Consider the following 17,199-nt stretch of genomic DNA (forward strand, 5'->3'; position numbering starts at 1 on the left):
GCAGGTCACCAGCCCCGGAACTTGGACAGGATTTCCTGTTCCATCACGTCGGTGCCGTTCGCGAGGCCCCTGAGGCCTTCCGCATGGTCGGCAAAGGTTTGCTGGAGGGTTCGCAATGCGGTTCCCCAGCCGTCGCTCGCGCCCGTCATCCTCGCTCCGGCGGTCCAGGGCGCGAAGGAGGTGCCCGCTTCGGTCAAGTCCGACAGGGCCTTCGCCAGTACCGGCTGAAGGTCTTTGACCAAGGTGTCCACGGCCCCGGCCGATAACCGCAGTTCACCCTGCGAGATGTTCTGGTCCCACGACATGGAACGCTCCCCCGTGCTTCCGATGATCGCGGAGATCGTATGCGCAAGCGAACTGATTCGCCAGCTCGTTCGGAATACGGGACAGCGGGACGGCGGGAGGCGGGGCGCCGCCGAGGGACCGTATTCGGCAGCGCCCCGCCCCGCGTCTCACCGTCGGGCGAAGGGCGCGACGGGGTTCTTGAGGGTGCCGATCAGCTGGAGCGCGGCGGACGGGTCGGAGAGGTCGACCATCTGCTTGTTGTTGCGCAGCTGGAGGCGGTTGAGGCAGGACAGCTGGAACTCCTCGGCGAAGAAGTCGTAGCGCTCGAACTTCTCCGCGAGGGCCGGCATGGACTCCTGGTAGTCGTGGGCGCAGTCGGCCACGGCCCGCCAGAAGGTCTCCTCGGTGCAGATGCCCTCCGAGACGAGGATGGAGGACAGGAAGCGGAAGAAGCAGTCGAAGACGTCCGTGAAGATCGACAGCAGCTTCATGTCCTCCGGGACGTCCGCCCGGATCCGCTCGACCGCGGGCGGCAGCACCGCGTCCGCGTCCATGATGACGATCTCCTCGGCGATGTCCTTGAAGATCGCACGCTGTACGACACCGTCCTTGATGACCAGGATGGTGTTCTCGCCGTGCGGCATGTACGCGAGGTCGTACTGGTAGAAGCAGTGCACCAGCGGCAGCAGGTACGCGCGCAGGTAGGGCTTCAGCCACTCGGCCGGGGTGAGGCCGGACTCCTCGATGAGGGCGCCGACGAAGGACCTGCCCTCGGCGTCCACGTGGAGGAGCGAGGCCATGGTGGCCAGGCGCTCGCCGTCCGCGAGGGAGTTCACGGGGGATTCGCGCCACAGGGCCGCCAGCATCTTGCGGTACGGCGAGTAGCGGTCGGTGGCGCGCTCGTACTGCAGGTGCCGGTAGCCGATGGCCGCGCGCTCGCGGATGATCGAGAAGTCGACGGACCGCAGGACCTCGTCGGACTCGATCAGCTGGTGCAGCCAGTCGTTGATGGCGGGGGTGGCCTCCATGTAGGCCGCCGACAGGCCGCGCATGAAGCCCATGTTCAGGACGGAGATGGCCGTCTTGACGTAGTGCTTGGTCGGGGTGGTGGTGTTGAAGAACGTACGGATCGACTGCTGCGGGAGGTAGGCGTCCTCGCCCTCGCCGAGCAGCACCAGGCGGCGGCCCGCGATCTCCGCTGCGAAGGTGATCGTGGTCTTGTTCCACCACTGCCACGGGTGGACCGGGAAGAGCAGGTAGTCCGCCGGGTCCAGGTCCAGGGAGCGCAGCTTCGCCGCGAACAGGTCGACCGCGGCGTCGCCGAGCTCGGCGCGCATGAAGCTGTCGTGCTCCAGGCCGGCACCGGCCGTGAAGGTGGCGACGTCCTTGTGCGCGGCGGCCCAGATCAGGTGGACCGGGTTCGCGGCCTCCGGAGCGTAGGCGTGGTACTCGTGCACGCCGAAGCCGAGCCGGCCGTTGTTGGCGACGAAGCAGGGGTGGCCCTCGGTCATGCCGGTCTCGATGTCCTGGAAGGAGGACTTGGCCAGCACGCCGGCGGGGATCTGCGGCTTGGTGTACTTGAAGGCCGAGCCCGCCAGGGTGGAGGAGATCTCCTCCAGGTAGACCGGCATGACCTCCGCGCTCAGCCCCAGGGTCTGCTGGAACTCGATGTGGAAGTCGAGGGCGTCCAGCGGCAGGGACGCGCCGTCCCGCAGCCGGGTGATGGTGGCCTCGTCCACCGACCAGTGGTCGAGGACCTGCCGGGCGGCGTCGAAGTGGTACTCCACCGCGCCGTCGTCGGAGACGACCGAGTAGCGGTCGCCGCCGAGGGACACGGGGGTCAGCAGGCGCTCGTGCGCGAACTCGGCGATGGCCTTGCGGACCAGGGCGCGGTTGGCGCGGGCCCACAGCTCGGGGGAGAGGTGGGAGACGGCGTCGGTGAGACTCATATCGACACCCCCTGGGTGATGCCGGTGGCGGCCTCGAACTGCGCGCGGGTGCAGAAGCTCAGCAGCGCTTCCTTCTCCGGCTTGGTGACCTGGCGCTCCGGCACGAAGCCGACGACCTCGTTCAGGGCGTGCACGGCGGTGTTGGCGACGTCCGGCTCGACGACGACGCGCACGGTGGCCGGGTCGGCGAAGATCGCGGCCATGACGGTCGTGATGACCGCGCGGGTGAACCCGTGCAGGGGCTGGTCGCTGGGCGCGACGAGGAAGTGCATGCCCACGTCGCCCGGCTGGGCGTCGTACAGGCCGACCAGTTCCAGCTCGCTCGGGTCGTAGGTCTCCATCAGGAAGGCCGGGCGGCCCTCGTGCAGGCCGATGTAGGCCTGGTGGTGCTCGTGCGCCGTGATGCGCATGTACTCGCGCTCGACGTCCGGCAGCGAGGCGTCCTGCATCATCCAGAACGAGGCCTTGGGGTGCGTGACCCAGCCGTGGAGCAGCTCCGCGTCGGCGAAGGGGTCCAGCGGGCGGATCGCGAAGTCCCCGAGGACCGGGTCCGTCCGGGAGTAGAGGGTGTCGGTGGTGCTCATGCGTGGGTGCCTTCCGGGGCGGCGAACTGCTGGAACGCGATGGACTTCTCGACCTTGTAGTACTCGCGGCCGAGCAGCTCACCGACGATGAACGCGTTGCGGTAGGCGGCCATGCCCAGGTCGGGGGAGGTCAGGGAGTGGTTGTGGGTGGTGCCGTTCTGGAGGTACACCTCGCGGCCGGTGGTGTCGACGCTGTAGTTGCGGGCGGCGTCGAGGCGGCCGCGGCCGTCGAAGTTCAGGCGGTCGCGCACCGGGTTCAGGAAGTCCGGCGTGCGGTACTTGTAGCCGGTGGCCAGGACCAGGCCCTCGGTGCTGAGGGAGAAGTCCCGCTCCTGCTCCTCCTGGCGCAGCCCCAGGGTGTAGGTGCCCGTGGTGGTGTCGTACGCCGTGCTGTTCAGTGAGGTGTTGGTCAGCAGGGTCGTGGGCACCGCGCCCGGCATGGTGATCTTCTTCTGGTAGAGCAGGTCGAAGATGGCGTTGATCAGGTCGCCGTCGATGCCCTTGAAGAGGTTCTTCTGCTGGGTCTCCAGCCGGTAGCGGGTGTCCTCCGGGAGGGCGTGGAAGTAGTCCACGTACTCGGGGGAGGTCATCTCCAGCGTCAGCTTCGTGTACTCCAGCGGGAAGAAGCGCGGGGAGCGCGTGACCCAGTTGAGCTGGTAGCCGTACACGTCGATCTCGGCGAGGAGGTCGTAGTAGATCTCCGCGGCGCTCTGGCCGGAGCCGATCAGGGTGATGGACTTCTTCTTCTGCAGCTCCGCCTTGTGGGGCATGTAGGCGGCGTTGTGCAGGAAGTCGCCGCCGAGGCCGGCGCAGGCCTCCGGGACGTACGGCGAGGTGCCGGTGCCCAGGACGAGGCGGCGGGCGCGGTGGGTCTCGCCCGCGTCGGTGCGGACCTCGTAGAGGGCGGCGGCCTCGTCGTAGGTGACCTCGGTGACGGAGGTCGAGTACAGGACGTTGTCGAGGCGGTCGGCGGCCCAGCGGCAGTAGTCGTTGTACTCGGCGCGCAGCGGGTAGAAGTTCTCCCGGATGTAGAAGGAGTACAGCCGGTCCTGGTCCTTCAGGTAGTTCAGGAAGGAGAAGGGCGACGTCGGGTCGGCGAGGGTGACCAGGTCCGACATGAAGGGCGTCTGGAGGTGCGCGCCGTCCAGGAACATCCCCGCGTGCCACTCGAAGTGCGGCTTCGACTCGATGAACAGGCCGCTCAGCTCGTCGATCGGCGCGGTCAGGCAGGCCAGTCCCAGGTTGAAGGGACCGAGACCGATGCCGATGAAGTCGTGGGGCTCAGTGGTGGACGGCAAGGGATTCTCCCAGGAACTGCTCGGCGTGTGCGGCGAGGAGGTCGAGGACGGCGGTGATGTCGGCCGTCGTGGTCTGCGGGTTGAGGAGGGTGAACTTCAGGTACTGCTTCCCGTCCACCTTGGTGCCGGCGACGACGGCCTCGCCGGAGGCGAAGAGCGCCTTGCGGGCGTGGAGCTGGGCCTCGTCGAGGAGTTCCGCGGGAACGTCCTCGCCGGGCAGGAAGCGGAAGACGAGGGTGGAGATCTGCGGTGCGACGACGACCTCGAACCGCGGGTCGGCCGTGATGACGTCGTAGCCGGCGGCGGCGAGGTCGATGACCTCGTCGAAGAGCGAGCCGATGCCGTCGGCGCCCATGATGCGCAGCGTCATCCAGAGCTTGAGGGCGTCGAAGCGGCGCGTGGTCTGGATGGACTTGTCGACCTGGTTGGGGATCCGCTCCTCGGCCATGCGCCGCGGGTTGAGGTAGTCCGCGTGGTACGTGGCGTGCTTGAGGGTGTCGCGGTCGCGGACCAGCATCGCGCTGGAGCTGACGGGCTGGAAGAACGACTTGTGGTAGTCGACCGTGACCGAGTCGGCGTGCTCGATGCCGTCGAGGAGGTGCCGGCGGGTGGGGGAGACCAGCAGGCCGCAGCCGTAGGCGGCGTCCACGTGCATCCACGCGGAGTGCTCGGCGGTCAGGCGGGCGATCTCGGGGAGCGGGTCGATGGACCCGAAGTCGGTGGTGCCGGCGGTGGCGACGACGGCCATGGGGAAGAGGCCCTCGGCGGCGCACTCCTCCAGCTCCAGCGCCAGGACGGAGGTGTCCATGCGGCGGTTGCGGTCGACGGGTACGGAGATGACGGCCTCGTAGCCGAGGCCCAGCATGGCGGCGGACTTCTGCACGCTGAAGTGGCTGGCCTCGGACGTGAAGATGCGCAGTTTCGGGAGGAGTTCGGCCTTGGTCAGGCCGATCCCGGCGTCCATGGCGCGCTTCATGACGGTGCGGCAGGCCTCGTCGCGGGCCAGCAGCAGAGCGTGGAAGTTGGACTGGCTGCCACCGGAGGTGAAGATGCCGTCCGCCTTCTCCCCGAGGCCGATGCGGCGCGTGGTCCAGTCGATGAGGCGGCGCTCGATGAGCGTGCCGCCGATGGACTGGTCCCAGGTGTCGAGGGAGGAGTTGACGGCGGCCATGACGGCCTCGCCGACCACCGCGGGTATGACGACCGGGCAGTTGAGGTGGCCCAGGTAGCGCGGGTGGTGGAAGTAGACGGCGTCGCGGAGGTAGACGTCCTCCAGCTCGGCGAGCGCGGCGGAGGTGTCGCCGAGCGGGGTGTCGAGGTCGATCCCGTTGATGACCGGAGCGAGTTCGTCGACGGATATGCCGGTGTGCGGCCGCTCGGTGGTGGCGAGCTTGGCGGCGACGCGGTCGACGCTCTCGGTGACGGAACGGCGGTAGATGTCCGCGGTCGTCTCGTTCAGCAGATGCCGACGCATCAACTTTCCTCCGGGCAGGGGGGAGATGGGGAGGGTGGGGCGTGTGATGTTTAGGTTAGCCTAACCTAACAGAATGGCCAAATGGCGATGGACCCCGGTTTCGGCCAGGGCCCATCGCGAACTGCTGTGGAACGGAACGGAACTGACTACAGCTCGGAGGTGGGGTCTTCGCTGGGCGCCTGCCCCGCGTACGCCTCGGCGAGGAGCTGCTCCTCGCTCGCGCCGAGCCGCCAGTAGCCGGTGAAGCGCACCGAACGGCGGTCGACGGATCGTTCCTGCACGAAGTGGCGGCGCACCGCGCGCACGGTGCCGGCCTCGCCCGCCAGCCACACGTACGGGGCCGCGGCGGCCGGTACCTGCGCCGAGCGGAGTGCGTCCAGGACCCGGCCGGTCCGCTCCCGGCCGTCGCCCTCGCGCACGATCCAGGTGATGTCCGCGTCGGCGGGCGCGTCGAGTTCGAGCCGGTCGTCCTCGTGCGGGACCTCGAACCAGGCCCGGACGCGCCGGCCCGCGGGCAGCCGCTCCAGGATGGCGGCCGCGGCCGGCACGGCGGTCTCGTCCGCGTACATCCAGACCGCGTCGGCGTCGGCCGGGGCCTGGAAGCGTACGGACTTGTTCTCCGCGACGGCCGGGCCGATCGCGAGGATCCGGCGGCCGGCGCTCGCGCGGCCGGCCCAGTGGGAGGCGGGGCTGGAGTCCCCGTGCAGGACGAAGTCGATGTCGACCTCGACCGCGCCCGCCTCGTCACGGCGCTGCTCGCGCACGGTGTAGGAGCGCATGACCGGCCGCTCCTCGTCCGGCATGCCGCGCCAGGCGGCGAACCAGGTGTCCTCGTCGGTGGACGGGAGCTCGGTGTGCTCCGTACCGGACGGGGGCAGGAAGAGCGACAGGCTCTGGTCGAAGCCGCCCGAGCGGAAACCCGCGAGGGACTCCCCGCCGAACGTGACCCGCAGGAACGAGTGGCCCAGGCGGCGGGTACGGAGCACTTCGAGCGCGAAGAAGCGGAAGTGCGCCACGGCCGGGGTGTCGGACGCGGTGACGGTCATGCGGAAGTCCCCCTGGAAGTCGGTGCGGCCTCAGACGTGCCCAGGGCGTGTCCGTGCGGACACGCCCTGGAGGCGGGCGCCCGGGGTCACCGGGCGCCGCGCGTGGGTCAGGCGACCTTCTTGGCGTTCTGGACGGCCTTGGCGAGGTCCTCGAGGATCTGGGCGCACTTGTCGTACGAGTAGATCGGCTCGGTGGTGCGCGGGGCGATCTGGCCGGCCTTCACGGCGGGCATCTCGGCCCAGGTGGCCTTGGCCTTCAGCTCCTCCGGCTGCAGGGTGCCGGTGCGGTTGTCGAGCAGGACGAGGTCGGCCTTGTACTTGCCGGCGTTCTCCCAGCTCAGGCTCTCGAAGAAGCCGCCCTCGTCGAGCTTCTCGGGGGTGATGAACTCGACGCCCAGGGACTTGAAGTACTTCAGGTCGGCCGAGGTGTCCGGGGTGGAGGCGTAGAACAGGTCGGCGGAGCCGGAGCCGACGAGGACCTTGATGCCCGGGTTGGCCTTGGTGGCCTCGCGGACCTTGGCGGCCGCGGCCTCGAAGCGGGCCTTGCCGTCGACGGCGGCCTTGGCGTTCATGTCGGCGCCCAGCGACTTGGCGAGGTCCGCCGTGCGCTCCAGGGCCTTGTCCATCGAGACGTTGCCGCCGACGCCGATCGCGGCGTGCGGGGCCAGCTTCAGGATCTTGTCCTTGGAGGCCTCGGGCACGTACCAGTACGAGCCGTCCCAGGTGTTGGTGACGAGCAGGTCGGGCTGGAGGGCGGCGTACTTCTCGACGTTGAACTCGTCGTAGACGTTGCCGAGGATCTCGACCTTGGAGATGTCCATCGAGCCGGCCTGGACGTCGGGCTTGCCGTCGGCGGTCTTGGTCGGGCCGAAAACGCCCTTGACGGAGACGCCGTAGTCGTACAGCGCGGCGGCGGTGCCGGTGAAGGCGACGATGTTCTTCGGCGTGGACTTGGCGCTGACGTCCTTGCCGAGGTCGTCCTTGAAGCTCCAGGGACCGGAGGAAGCGGCGGCGGTGCTGCCCTTGTCGCCGTCACCCTTCGCCGTGTCGGCGCCGCCGCACGCGGCGAGCGTGGCGACGAGACCGAGGGCGCCGCCCGCGGCGATGAAGCCGCGACGGGTGAAGGAGAAGCTGCGGGACTTGGGCATAATCGATGTCCGATTTCGTGCGTACCGGGGCGGCCACCAGCGTGCCGTTCGTGGGGAAGGTTAGCCTAACCTTGGCCGGAAACGGTAAGGGGGCCCTAAGTTTTTTTCGGGCCCCCTCGCGCCACCCGCGCCCGCACGGGCGTGCGGACTAGCCCGCGAAGCCCAACTCCCGTGCGATCAGCATGCGCTGGACCTCGCTGGTGCCCTCACCGATCTCCAGGATCTTGGAGTCCCGCCACATGCGGGCCACCGGGTACTCGTTCATGAAGCCGTAGCCGCCGTGGATCTGCGTGGCGTCACGGGCGTTGTCCACGGCCACCGTGGAGGAGTACAGCTTCGCGATCGCCGCCTCCTTCTTGAACGGCTCCCCGGCCACCAGGCGGGAGGCCGCGTCGCGCCAGCCGATGCGGGCCATGTGGGCGCGCATCTCCATGTCGGCCAGCTTGAACTGGATGGCCTGGTTGTCGCCGATGGCCTTGCCGAAGGCGTGCCGCTCCCTGGCGTACTTCACCGACTCGTCCACACAGCCCTGCGCGAGGCCCGTGGCGAGCGCGGAGATGGCGATCCGGCCCTCGTCCAGGATCCGCAGGAACTGGGCGTAGCCGCGGCCCTCCTCGCCCACCAGGTTGGCGAGCGGGACCCGTACGCCGTCGAAGGACAGCTCACGGGTGTCCGAGGAGTTCCAACCGACCTTGGAGTAGGGGGCGGCCACCGTGAAGCCCGGGGTGCCGGACGGGACGATGATCGAGGAGATCTCCGGGCGGCCGTCCGCCTTGCGGCCCGTCACGGCCGTGACCGTGACCAGACCGGTGATGTCCGTACCGGAGTTGGTGATGAAGCACTTCGAGCCGTTGATGACCCACTCGTCGCCGTCCTTGACGGCGGTCGTGCGGGTGCCGCCGGCGTCCGAGCCCGCGCCGGGCTCCGTCAGACCGAAGGCGCCCAGCACCTCGCCGGAGCACAGCTTCGGCAGCCACTCCCGCTTCTGCTCCTCGGTGCCGAAGAGGTACAGGGGCATGGCGCCCAGGGAGACCCCGGCCTCGAGGGTGATGGCGACCGAGGAGTCGACGCGGGCCAGCTCCTCCAGGGCGATGCCCAGGGCGAGGTAGTCCCCGCCCATGCCGCCGTACTCCTCCGGGAAGGGCAGGCCGAACAGGCCCATGCGGCCCATCTCGGCGACGATCTCGTAGGGGAACTCGTGCCGCTCGTACAGGTCGCCGATCTTCGGGGCGACGACGTCGTGGGCGAACGCCTCGACAGTGCGGCGGAGTTCCTCGTGCTCAGGGGCGAGCCGGTGGTCGAGGGACATGGTGTGACTACTCCTTGTGGGAGAGGGCGCGGACGGTACGGGAGGGGCTGGGGCGTCCCAGCCGTTCGGCCATCCACACGCTCGTGGCGGTGAGGGCGGCCAGATCGACCCCGGTCTCGATGCCGAGACCGTCGAGCATCCACACCAGGTCCTCGGTCGCGAGGTTGCCGGTGGCGCTCTTCGCGTACGGGCACCCGCCGAGGCCGCCCGCGGAGGCGTCGACGGTGGTGACCCCGTGCTGGAGCGCGGCGAGGGTGTTGGACAGGGCCTGGCCGTAGGTGTCGTGGAAGTGCACGCCGATGCGGTCGGTGGTCACACCGGCCTCGTTCAGCGCGGAGAGCAGGGCCTGGACATGGCCCGGGGTGGCGACGCCGATGGTGTCGCCGAGGCTCAGCTCGTCACAGCCCAGGTCGAGCAGGGCCTTGGCCACGGAGACGACCTGGTGGACGGGGACCGCGCCCTCCCAGGGATCGCCGAAGCACATGGACAGGTAGCCGCGTACGTGCGCCCCGCCCTCCCGGGCGCGCGCCACGACCGGCTCGAACATCGCGAGGGACTCGGCGACGGTGCGGTTGAGGTTGCGGGAGGCGAAGGTCTCCGTGGCCGAGCCGAACACGGCGATACGGGTGGCCCCGAGGGCGAGCGCGCGGTCCAGGCCGCGCTCGTTCGGCACCAGGACGGGCAGGGCGGCGTCCACGTCGGCGAGCAGCGGGAAGAGCTGCTCGGCGTCGGCCAGCTGGGGCACCCACTTGGGGTGCACGAAGCTGGTCGCCTCGATCGTGGTCAGGCCCGCGCCGGCCAGGCGGCGGACGAACTCAGCCTTGACCTCCGTGGGGACGGCCGTCTTCTCGTTCTGCAGGCCGTCGCGGGCGCCGACCTCGTGGATGCGGACCCGGGACGGCAGGCCGGGGGCCGGGACGGTCATGGGCAGGCCGATCACGCGCCCTCCTCCTCGTCCGGGGTGACGACGGCCAGGACCTGGTCCATGGCGACGGTGGTGCCGGGGGAGACGTCCAGCTCGGTGACCGTGCCGGCGTGCGGGGCGGAGATGACGTGCTCCATCTTCATCGCCTCGACGACGAGCAGGCTCTGACCGGCCGTCACCTTGTCGCCGACGGCCACCTTGACGACGGTGACGGTGCCGGGCATGGGCGCGGCGAGGGTGTCCGCGCCGCTGCGTCCGCCGCCGCTGAGGTTCGCCGCGACGGGGTCGTACGCCTGCACGTGCCAGGAGTCGGCGTCGCGGCCGAGCCAGGTCCCCTCCGGGGAGGCGGCGTGGCTGAAGCGGTGCGTGACGCCGTCGAGTTCGACGGTGACGGTGCCTGGGGTGCGGCTGACGATCCGGCCGCGGGCCGGTGCGGCGCCGCTGTCGGCCGCGCCCAGCAGGATCTCCTGCTCGGCGCCCCGTTGCCGGGTACGGACCTCCACCGGGTCCTGGCCGGGAAGGCGGAGGTGGCGGACGGTCCAGGCGGGGGTGCCGCCCAGGCGCCAGCCGCTCGCGGCGTCGAACGGGTCGGCCCACCCCGTCGCCCGCGGCTCCGGCGCGGTGCCCGCCAGCAGGGCTGCGGTGGCGTACACCTCGTCCGGGACCCCCTCCGGCAGGAGGGACGGGAGGTCGCGCTCGACCAGGCCCGTGTCCAGGTCGCCCGACACCACGTCCGGGTGGGCCAGCAGCCGCCGCAGGAAACCGGCGTTCGTCTGGACGCCCAGGATCACCGTGTCGGCGAGGGCGGCCCGCAGCATGCGCAGGGCCGCCGGGCGGTCCGGCCCGTGGACGATGACCTTCGACAGCATCGGGTCGTACGTCGAGCCCACCGGTACGCCCGCGGTCAGGCCCGAGTCCGTGCGGACCGCTCCGCCCGACGGCTCGGACAGCGCCAGGACCGTCCCGCCGGACGGCAGGAAGCCGCGCGCCGGGTCCTCCGCGCAGACGCGGGCCTCGATGGCGTGCCCGGTCAGCCGGATGTCGTCCTGGGTGACGGGCAGCGCCTCGCCGGAGGCCACCCGCAGCTGGAGCTCCACCAGGTCCAGGCCGGTGACCAGCTCCGTCACCGGGTGCTCGACCTGGAGACGGGTGTTCATCTCCATGAAGTAGTAGGAGGACGGGTCCCCGCCCGGGACGATGAACTCCACCGTGCCCGCGCCGACGTACCCGCAGGAGCGGGCCGCGTCCACGGCGGCCGCGCCCATCGCGGCGCGGGTCTTCTCGTCGAGCAGGACCGAGGGGGCCTCCTCGATGACCTTCTGGTGCCGGCGCTGCAGCGAGCACTCGCGCTCGCCGAGGTGGACCACGTTGCCGTGGGAGTCCGCCAGCACCTGGATCTCGATGTGCCGGGGCCGGTCCACCCACCGCTCGACCAGCAGGGTGTCGTCGCCGAAGGAGGAACGGGCCTCGCGGCGGGCCGCCGCGATCTCCTCGGCCAGCACCGCCTCGTCCCGGACGAGCCGCATGCCCTTGCCGCCGCCGCCCGCCGAGGGCTTCAGCAGGACCGGCATGCCGATCTCCGAGGCGGCCGCGACCAGTTCGGCGTCGGTCAGACCGCTGCCGGAGGAGCCGGGAACCACGGGCACACCCGCCGCCTTCACCGTCTCCTTGGCGCGGATCTTGTCGCCCATGAGGGAGATCGCGGAGGCGGGCGGCCCGATGAAGGCCAGCCCGGCCTCGGTGCAGGCCTGCGCGAAGGCTGCGTTCTCCGCGAGGAAGCCGTAGCCGGGGTGGACGGCCTCGGCGCCCGTCCGCTGCGCGGCATCCAGCAGCCGCTCCACCGACAGGTAGCTCTCCGCGGCCGCCGCCGGACCGATCCGGACGGCCGTGTCGGCCTCCCGTACGTGGCGGGCGTCCGCGTCCGCGTCGCTGAAGACGGCCACGGAGCGGATGCCGAGCTCCCGCAGGGTGCGGATGACCCGGACCGCGATCTCGCCGCGGTTCGCGACCAGAACAGTGCTGAACATCAGTGAGGTCCTCACGTCACATCACGTCACATACGGAAGATGCCGAAGCCCGAATCGCCCAGCGGGGCGTTCGCGCACGCGGTCAGGGCCAGTCCCAGCACCTGCCGGGTCTCCATGGGGTCGATGACCCCGTCGTCCCACAGCCGCGCCGTGGCGTAGTAGGCGTTGCCCTGCTCCTCGTACTGGGCGCGGACCGGGGCCTTGAAGGCCTCCTCGTCCTCGGCCGGCCACTCCTGGCCGGCGCCCTCGATCTGGTCGCGCTTGACCGTCGCGAGGACCGAGGCCGCCTGCTCGCCGCCCATCACCGAGATCTTGGCGTTGGGCCACATCCACAGGAAGCGGGGCGAGTACGCCCGGCCGCACATCGAGTAGTTGCCGGCGCCGTACGAGCCGCCGACCACCACCGTCAGCTTCGGCACCCGGGCGCAGGCCACGGCCGTCACCATCTTGGCGCCGTGCTTGGCGATGCCGCCGGCCTCGTAGTCGCGGCCGACCATGAAGCCCGAGATGTTCTGGAGGAAGAGCAGCGGGATGCCGCGCTGGTCGCACAGCTCGATGAAGTGCGCGCCCTTCTGGGCGGACTCGGCGAACAGGATGCCGTTGTTCGCGATGATCCCGACCGGGTGGCCGTGGATCCGGGCGAAGCCGGTGACGAGCGTCTGGCCGAACTCGGACTTGAACTCCTGGAAGCGGGAGCCGTCCGTGATCCGCGCGATGATCTCGCGGGCGTCGTAAGGGGTGCGGGAGTCGACCGGGACCGCGCCGTACAGCCCGGCCGGGTCCACCTTCGGCTCCTCCGGAGCCTCCACCGACCAGGGCAGGGCCCCGCGCGCGGGCAGGGTCGCCACGATGTTCCGTACGATCCGCAGCGCGTGCGCGTCGTCCTCCGCGAGGTGGTCGGTCACGCCGGAGACGCGGGAGTGGACCTCGCCGCCGCCGAGCTCCTCGGCCGTGACCACCTCACCGGTCGCGGCCTTCACCAGCGGCGGGCCGCCGAGGAAGATCGTGCCCTGGTTGCGGACGATGACGGCCTCGTCGCTCATGGCCGGGACGTACGCCCCGCCCGCGGTGCAGGAGCCGAGGACGGCGGCGATCTGCGGGATGCCGGCGCCCGACATGCGGGCCTGGTTGTAGAAGATGCGGCCGAAGTGCTCCCGGTCGGGGAAGACCTCGTCCTGCATGGGCAGGAAGGCACCGCCGGAATCGACCAGGTAGAGGCAGGGGAGACGATTCTCCAGCGCCACTTCCTGGGCGCGCAGGTGCTTCTTGACGGTCATCGGGTAGTACGTGCCGCCCTTGACGGTGGCGTCGTTCGCGACGATCACGCACTCGCGGCCGCTGACCCGGCCGATGCCCGCGATGACCCCGGCGGCGGGCGCGGCGCCCCCGTACATGCCCTCGGCGGCCAGCGGGGCCAGCTCCAGGAAGGGGGAGCCCGGGTCGAGGAGGGTGTCCACGCGGTCGCGCGGGAGGAGCTTCCCGCGGGCGGTGTGGCGGGCGCGGGCCTTCTCGCCGCCGCCGAGCCGGGCCGCGTCGAGCCGGGCGCGCAGGCCCTCGGTCAGCTCGCGGTGGGCGGCCTCGTTGGTCCGCCAGGCCTCGGACGCCGGGTCCGCGGCGCTCGTCAGCACTGGTGCCTGCTGCATCGGTCGAGCTCCCTTGCTCGTTCCAGGCGGTTAATGAGCGTTAACGCTCGTGGAGCTCAGGTTAACGACCGCTAACGGCCCTGTCTAGAATGGTTTCCCATGAGCATCAGAGCGGCCGCCCCCACCCGACGCGAGCAGATCCTCAGCGAGGCCGCCCGCCTCTTCGCCGCGCGCGGGTTCCACGGCGTCGGCGTGGACGAAATAGGGGCTGCGGTGGGCATCAGCGGCCCCGGCCTGTACCGGCACTTCGCGGGCAAGGACGCCATGCTCGCCGAGCTGCTCGTCGGCATCAGCGAACGGCTGCTCACCGGCGGCCGCCACCGGGTCGCGGAGGCGGCGGGCGACCCGGGCCGGGTCCTGTCCTCCCTCATCGACGGCCACATCGATTTCGCACTGGACGACCAGGCGCTGATCACGCTGCACGACCGCGAGCTCGACCGGCTGCGGGAGGCCGACCGCAAGCTCGTGCGGCAGCTCCAGCGCCAGTACGTGGAGCTGTGGGTGGAGGTCGTACGGGAGCTGCACCCCGAGGTCGGCGAGGCGGAGGTGCGCGTCGCCGTGCACGCCGTGTTCGGCCTGCTCAACTCCACCCCGCACCTGGCGGCCCTGGGCCGGGAGGCGACGGAGTCGCTGCTGCGCAGGCTCGCGCACGGGGCCTTCGGGGCGCTGTCGGCATGACCCGGGGCGTCCGCCGACCGGAATGGACGCGCCGCCTCCGCCCCGGCGGCGGCAGAATGGCCCGCATGCCGAAGCCGATAGAGACGCCCGTACCCAGCCGCGCCGAACTCATCGACCATCTGGTCCGCACGCGGATCGCGGGGCAGGTCGCGACGCCGCGCGAGAACAACCTCTCCCACTACCGCAAGCTCGCCAACGGCGACCGGCACTACTGGCTCGGCCTGGAACTGGGCGACCGCTGGAGCGACGAGCAGGACGTGCTCGCCGTGATGGCGGAGCGCTGCGGCGTCGTGGACGACCCGGAGGTCCGCCACGGCCAGGACACCATCGACCCCGAGCTGACCGTGGCCGGCCTGGACCGGCTGGCCGCGCGCCTGCGCAAGGCGGCGGCCGACCGGCAGAGCGTGCTGTTCGCGACCGGCCACCCCGGCGGCCTGCTGGACGTCCACCGGGCGACGGCGGCGGCCCTGCGCGCCGCGGGCTGCGAGATCGTGGTGATCCCGCAGGGCCTGGTCGCGGACGAGGGCTCGGTGTGGCAGTTCGCGGACGTCGCGGTGCTGGAGCGGGGCGCGACCCTGTGGCACACCCACTCGCCGGCGCCGATGGCGGCGATCCTGGACACCCTGGCGGCCGAGGGCCGCCCGCAGCCGGACCTGGTCGTCGCCGACCACGGCTGGGCGGGCTGCGCGGCCCAGCGCGGCCTGGACGCGGTCGGCTACGCCGACTGCAACGACCCGGCCCTCTTCCTCGGCGAGGCCGAGGGCACCCTCCAGGTCGCGATCCCCCTGGACGACCACGTCCGCGACCCGCGCTACTACGACCCGATGGTGGCGTACCTGCTCAACGCGGCGGGCCTGCTCTGACGGTGCCGGCGCGCAGACGGCGGTGAGCCCCCGGCCGGCGTCGACCGGACCGGGGTCCTGCCGCCGCCTGCTACCGGTCCTTGCCCCCGTCCCTGACGCTCCGGGCCGGACCGGAGACCAGGCGTTCCATCCTCATCGGGAATTCGATGTGCGGTGCGGCCGTCGGCACGGACGGCCGCACCCGCTGTCAGTGGTCGCGGTTACGGTCGCCGCATGGCGAAGCCTCCGAAGCGGCGCGATCCGCTGTCCATGCTGGCCGGTGATCCCCAAGGGCGTTCCCTGGGGCTGGACCTGCCGCCGGGCGGGGTCGTCCGAAGGTCCGGGCGGCGCCGGTGGGGGAAGATCCCCGAGCCGCTGGTGTGGGTGTCCGACGAGGCGGTGGGCGTGGGCGCGCTCGCCGCGCACCGCAGCCCGCACCTCGCGGCCGCCGGACTGCAGGCGGTGCTGCTGCAGGACCGCCCCGGGCTGGAACGCTGGTGGCGGGACAGGGAGTTCGCGCCGGAGCGGATGTCCGACCCCGACGACCACCACGCCGAGCCCGTGCTGCGCGAGTTCTGGAGCAGGGTGGTTCCCGACCCCGAGGAGGGGGAGGAGGGAGAGGAGATCATCGCGCCCTTCGGCAGGGACTGGCCCGGGCTCGCGGAGCCCGGCCCGTCGGACGGTCCGGACGTGCCGGATCCGGAGGCCGCGGCCTGCGAGCTGGCGGACGAGCTCACCGAGCGGGGATGGCTGCCGGGCCCCCGGCTCGCGCTGGTCCCCTCACGCCGCGGAGCCGACGTACCCACCGCGCTGGGCTGGTGCGGACCGGCCAACTACGAGAACGACACCGCCCTGATCAGTGCGGTGCTCCGGTCCTGGGAGGACCGATTCGGCGCCCGGCTCGTCGCCCTGGGATTCGACGAGCTCCACCTGTCGGTCGCGTACCCGCCCTCCACGACCGCCCGGGCCCTGCCCGTCGCGGCGGAGCACTTCGCCTTCTCGCCCGACAACATCTGGCAGGGCTCCGGCAGCGTCCGGGCCTACACCGAAGAGGCCGTCACCGGCAGCGGCCACTGGTCGTTCTGGTGGGACTGAGCCGCCGGGCGCGGGTCAGGCGCGCGGGGTGCGGACCACGCCCTCCTGGATGACCGTGATCGCCAGGCGGCCGTCCTGGGTGTAGATGCGGGCCTGGCCGAGGCCCCGGCCGCCGTGGGCCGAGGGGGACTCCTGGTCGTACAGCAGCCATTCGTCCGCGCGGAAGGGCCGGTGGAACCACATCGCGTGGTCCAGCGAGGCGCCGACCACGTCGCCCACCGCCCAGCCCCCGCGTCCGTGCGCGAGCAGGACCGCGTCGAGCAGGGTCATGTCGGAGACGTAGGTGGCGAGGCAGGTGTGCAGCAGCGGGTCGTCCGCGAGCTTGCCCTGCGTGCGGAACCAGACCTGCGAGCGCGGCTCCAGCGGCTCGCCGACCGTGCCCCAGGGCGGGGTGGTCGCGTACCGCAGGTCCACCGCGCCGCGTGCTTCGAGCAGCCGCTCGACGGTGCCCGGGTCGCGGAAGATCTCGCGGTACGGGGGCAGCGCCTGGAGGGCCGTCGGCAGGGACTCGGGGTCCGGGGCGGCCGGCATCGGGACCTGGTGCTCCAGCCCCTCCTCGTACGTCTGGAAGGACGCGGAGAGGTGGAAGATCGGCTGCCCGTGCTGGACGGCGACCACGCGCCGGGTGGTGAAGGAGCGCCCGTCGCGGATCCGGTCCACGGAGTAGACGATCGGGGCGCCGGAGTCGCCGGTCCGCAGGAAGTACGAGTGCAGCGAGTGCGGCAGACGGTCCGCGGGCACCGTGCGCCCGGCGGCGACCAGGGCCTGCGCGGCCACCTGGCCGCCGAACACGCGCGGCACCAGGGAGGTGCGGCTGGTGCCGCGGAAGATGTTCTCCTCGATCTGCTCCAGGTCGAGCAGATCGAGGAGATCCGTCAGTGCCTCGTTCAAGGGGA

Annotated in this window: 15 protein-coding genes; 3 read left to right on the forward strand and 12 right to left on the reverse strand. The window is 71.2% G+C overall.

Annotated elements, in window-relative coordinates:
* Positions 1-5: 5 nt before the first annotated feature.
* From IH80_RS0105945 to IH80_RS0105995, 11 genes are all read right to left on the reverse strand, one after another.
* Positions 6-305 (reverse strand): hypothetical protein, encoded by a 300-nt coding sequence (locus tag IH80_RS0105945; protein ID WP_030958279.1) that lies wholly within the window; start codon positions 303-305, stop codon positions 6-8.
* A gap of 147 nt (positions 306-452) precedes the next feature.
* Complete coding sequence (locus IH80_RS0105950; protein ID WP_030958281.1) at positions 453-2,234, reverse strand: IucA/IucC family protein; 1,782 nt, start codon at positions 2,232-2,234, stop codon at positions 453-455.
* Complete coding sequence (locus tag IH80_RS0105955) at positions 2,231-2,818, reverse strand: GNAT family N-acetyltransferase (RefSeq protein WP_030958282.1); 588 nt, start codon at positions 2,816-2,818, stop codon at positions 2,231-2,233. Before IH80_RS0105955 ends, IH80_RS0105950 begins: the two co-directional genes overlap by 4 nt.
* Positions 2,815-4,116: a lysine N(6)-hydroxylase/L-ornithine N(5)-oxygenase family protein gene (locus IH80_RS0105960; protein WP_030958283.1), complete on the reverse strand. Its 1,302-nt coding sequence runs from the start codon at positions 4,114-4,116 to the stop codon at positions 2,815-2,817. Before IH80_RS0105960 ends, IH80_RS0105955 begins: the two co-directional genes overlap by 4 nt.
* The gene (locus IH80_RS0105965) at positions 4,100-5,590 is read right to left on the reverse strand and encodes a pyridoxal phosphate-dependent decarboxylase family protein (RefSeq protein ID WP_030958284.1); all 1,491 of its coding nucleotides are present in this window, start codon (positions 5,588-5,590) and stop codon (positions 4,100-4,102) included. Before IH80_RS0105965 ends, IH80_RS0105960 begins: the two co-directional genes overlap by 17 nt.
* A gap of 146 nt (positions 5,591-5,736) precedes the next feature.
* A complete protein-coding gene (locus IH80_RS0105970) occupies positions 5,737-6,636 on the reverse strand; it encodes a siderophore-interacting protein (RefSeq protein WP_030958287.1) in 900 nt (299 codons plus the stop codon).
* A gap of 107 nt (positions 6,637-6,743) precedes the next feature.
* Positions 6,744-7,784: an ABC transporter substrate-binding protein gene (locus IH80_RS0105975; protein WP_030958289.1), complete on the reverse strand. Its 1,041-nt coding sequence runs from the start codon at positions 7,782-7,784 to the stop codon at positions 6,744-6,746.
* Positions 7,785-7,932: 148 nt separating this feature from the next.
* Positions 7,933-9,093 carry an acyl-CoA dehydrogenase family protein gene (locus tag IH80_RS0105980; RefSeq protein ID WP_030958290.1) on the reverse strand — a complete coding sequence of 387 codons (1,161 nt, stop codon included), beginning with the start codon at positions 9,091-9,093 and terminating at the stop codon, positions 7,933-7,935.
* A 7-nt stretch (positions 9,094-9,100) separates the two neighbouring features.
* Entirely contained in the window at positions 9,101-10,018 is a 918-nt protein-coding gene (locus IH80_RS0105985; protein ID WP_030958291.1) for a hydroxymethylglutaryl-CoA lyase, read from the reverse strand.
* 11 nt (positions 10,019-10,029) lie between these two features.
* A complete protein-coding gene (locus IH80_RS0105990) occupies positions 10,030-12,045 on the reverse strand; it encodes an acetyl-CoA carboxylase biotin carboxylase subunit (protein ID WP_030958293.1) in 2,016 nt (671 codons plus the stop codon).
* 26 nt (positions 12,046-12,071) lie between these two features.
* Positions 12,072-13,688, reverse strand: coding sequence for a carboxyl transferase domain-containing protein (locus tag IH80_RS0105995; RefSeq protein WP_030958295.1), 1,617 nt, complete (start codon positions 13,686-13,688; stop codon positions 12,072-12,074).
* 99 nt (positions 13,689-13,787) lie between these two features.
* Here IH80_RS0105995 and IH80_RS0106000 point away from each other — a divergent pair, with 99 nt between their 5' ends.
* The 3 genes from IH80_RS0106000 (at position 13,788) to IH80_RS0106010 (ending at position 16,303) form a co-directional block, all read left to right on the forward strand.
* Positions 13,788-14,366 carry a TetR/AcrR family transcriptional regulator gene (locus IH80_RS0106000; protein WP_030958297.1) on the forward strand — a complete coding sequence of 193 codons (579 nt, stop codon included), beginning with the start codon at positions 13,788-13,790 and terminating at the stop codon, positions 14,364-14,366.
* A 56-nt stretch (positions 14,367-14,422) separates the two neighbouring features.
* Positions 14,423-15,229, forward strand: coding sequence for a phosphatase (locus IH80_RS0106005; protein ID WP_030958298.1), 807 nt, complete (start codon positions 14,423-14,425; stop codon positions 15,227-15,229).
* Positions 15,230-15,442: 213 nt separating this feature from the next.
* Entirely contained in the window at positions 15,443-16,303 is an 861-nt protein-coding gene (locus IH80_RS0106010) for a DUF4253 domain-containing protein (RefSeq protein WP_030958299.1), read from the forward strand.
* Between the two features lie 15 nt (positions 16,304-16,318).
* Here the strand turns inward: IH80_RS0106010 and tesB are convergent, their stop codons facing one another.
* Positions 16,319-17,194: an acyl-CoA thioesterase II gene (gene tesB / locus IH80_RS0106015; RefSeq protein WP_030958300.1), complete on the reverse strand. Its 876-nt coding sequence runs from the start codon at positions 17,192-17,194 to the stop codon at positions 16,319-16,321.
* Positions 17,195-17,199 lie beyond the last annotated feature (5 nt).

This window comes from Streptomyces sp. NRRL S-378, assembly GCF_000720645.1.
GTDB lineage: Bacteria > Actinomycetota > Actinomycetes > Streptomycetales > Streptomycetaceae > Streptomyces.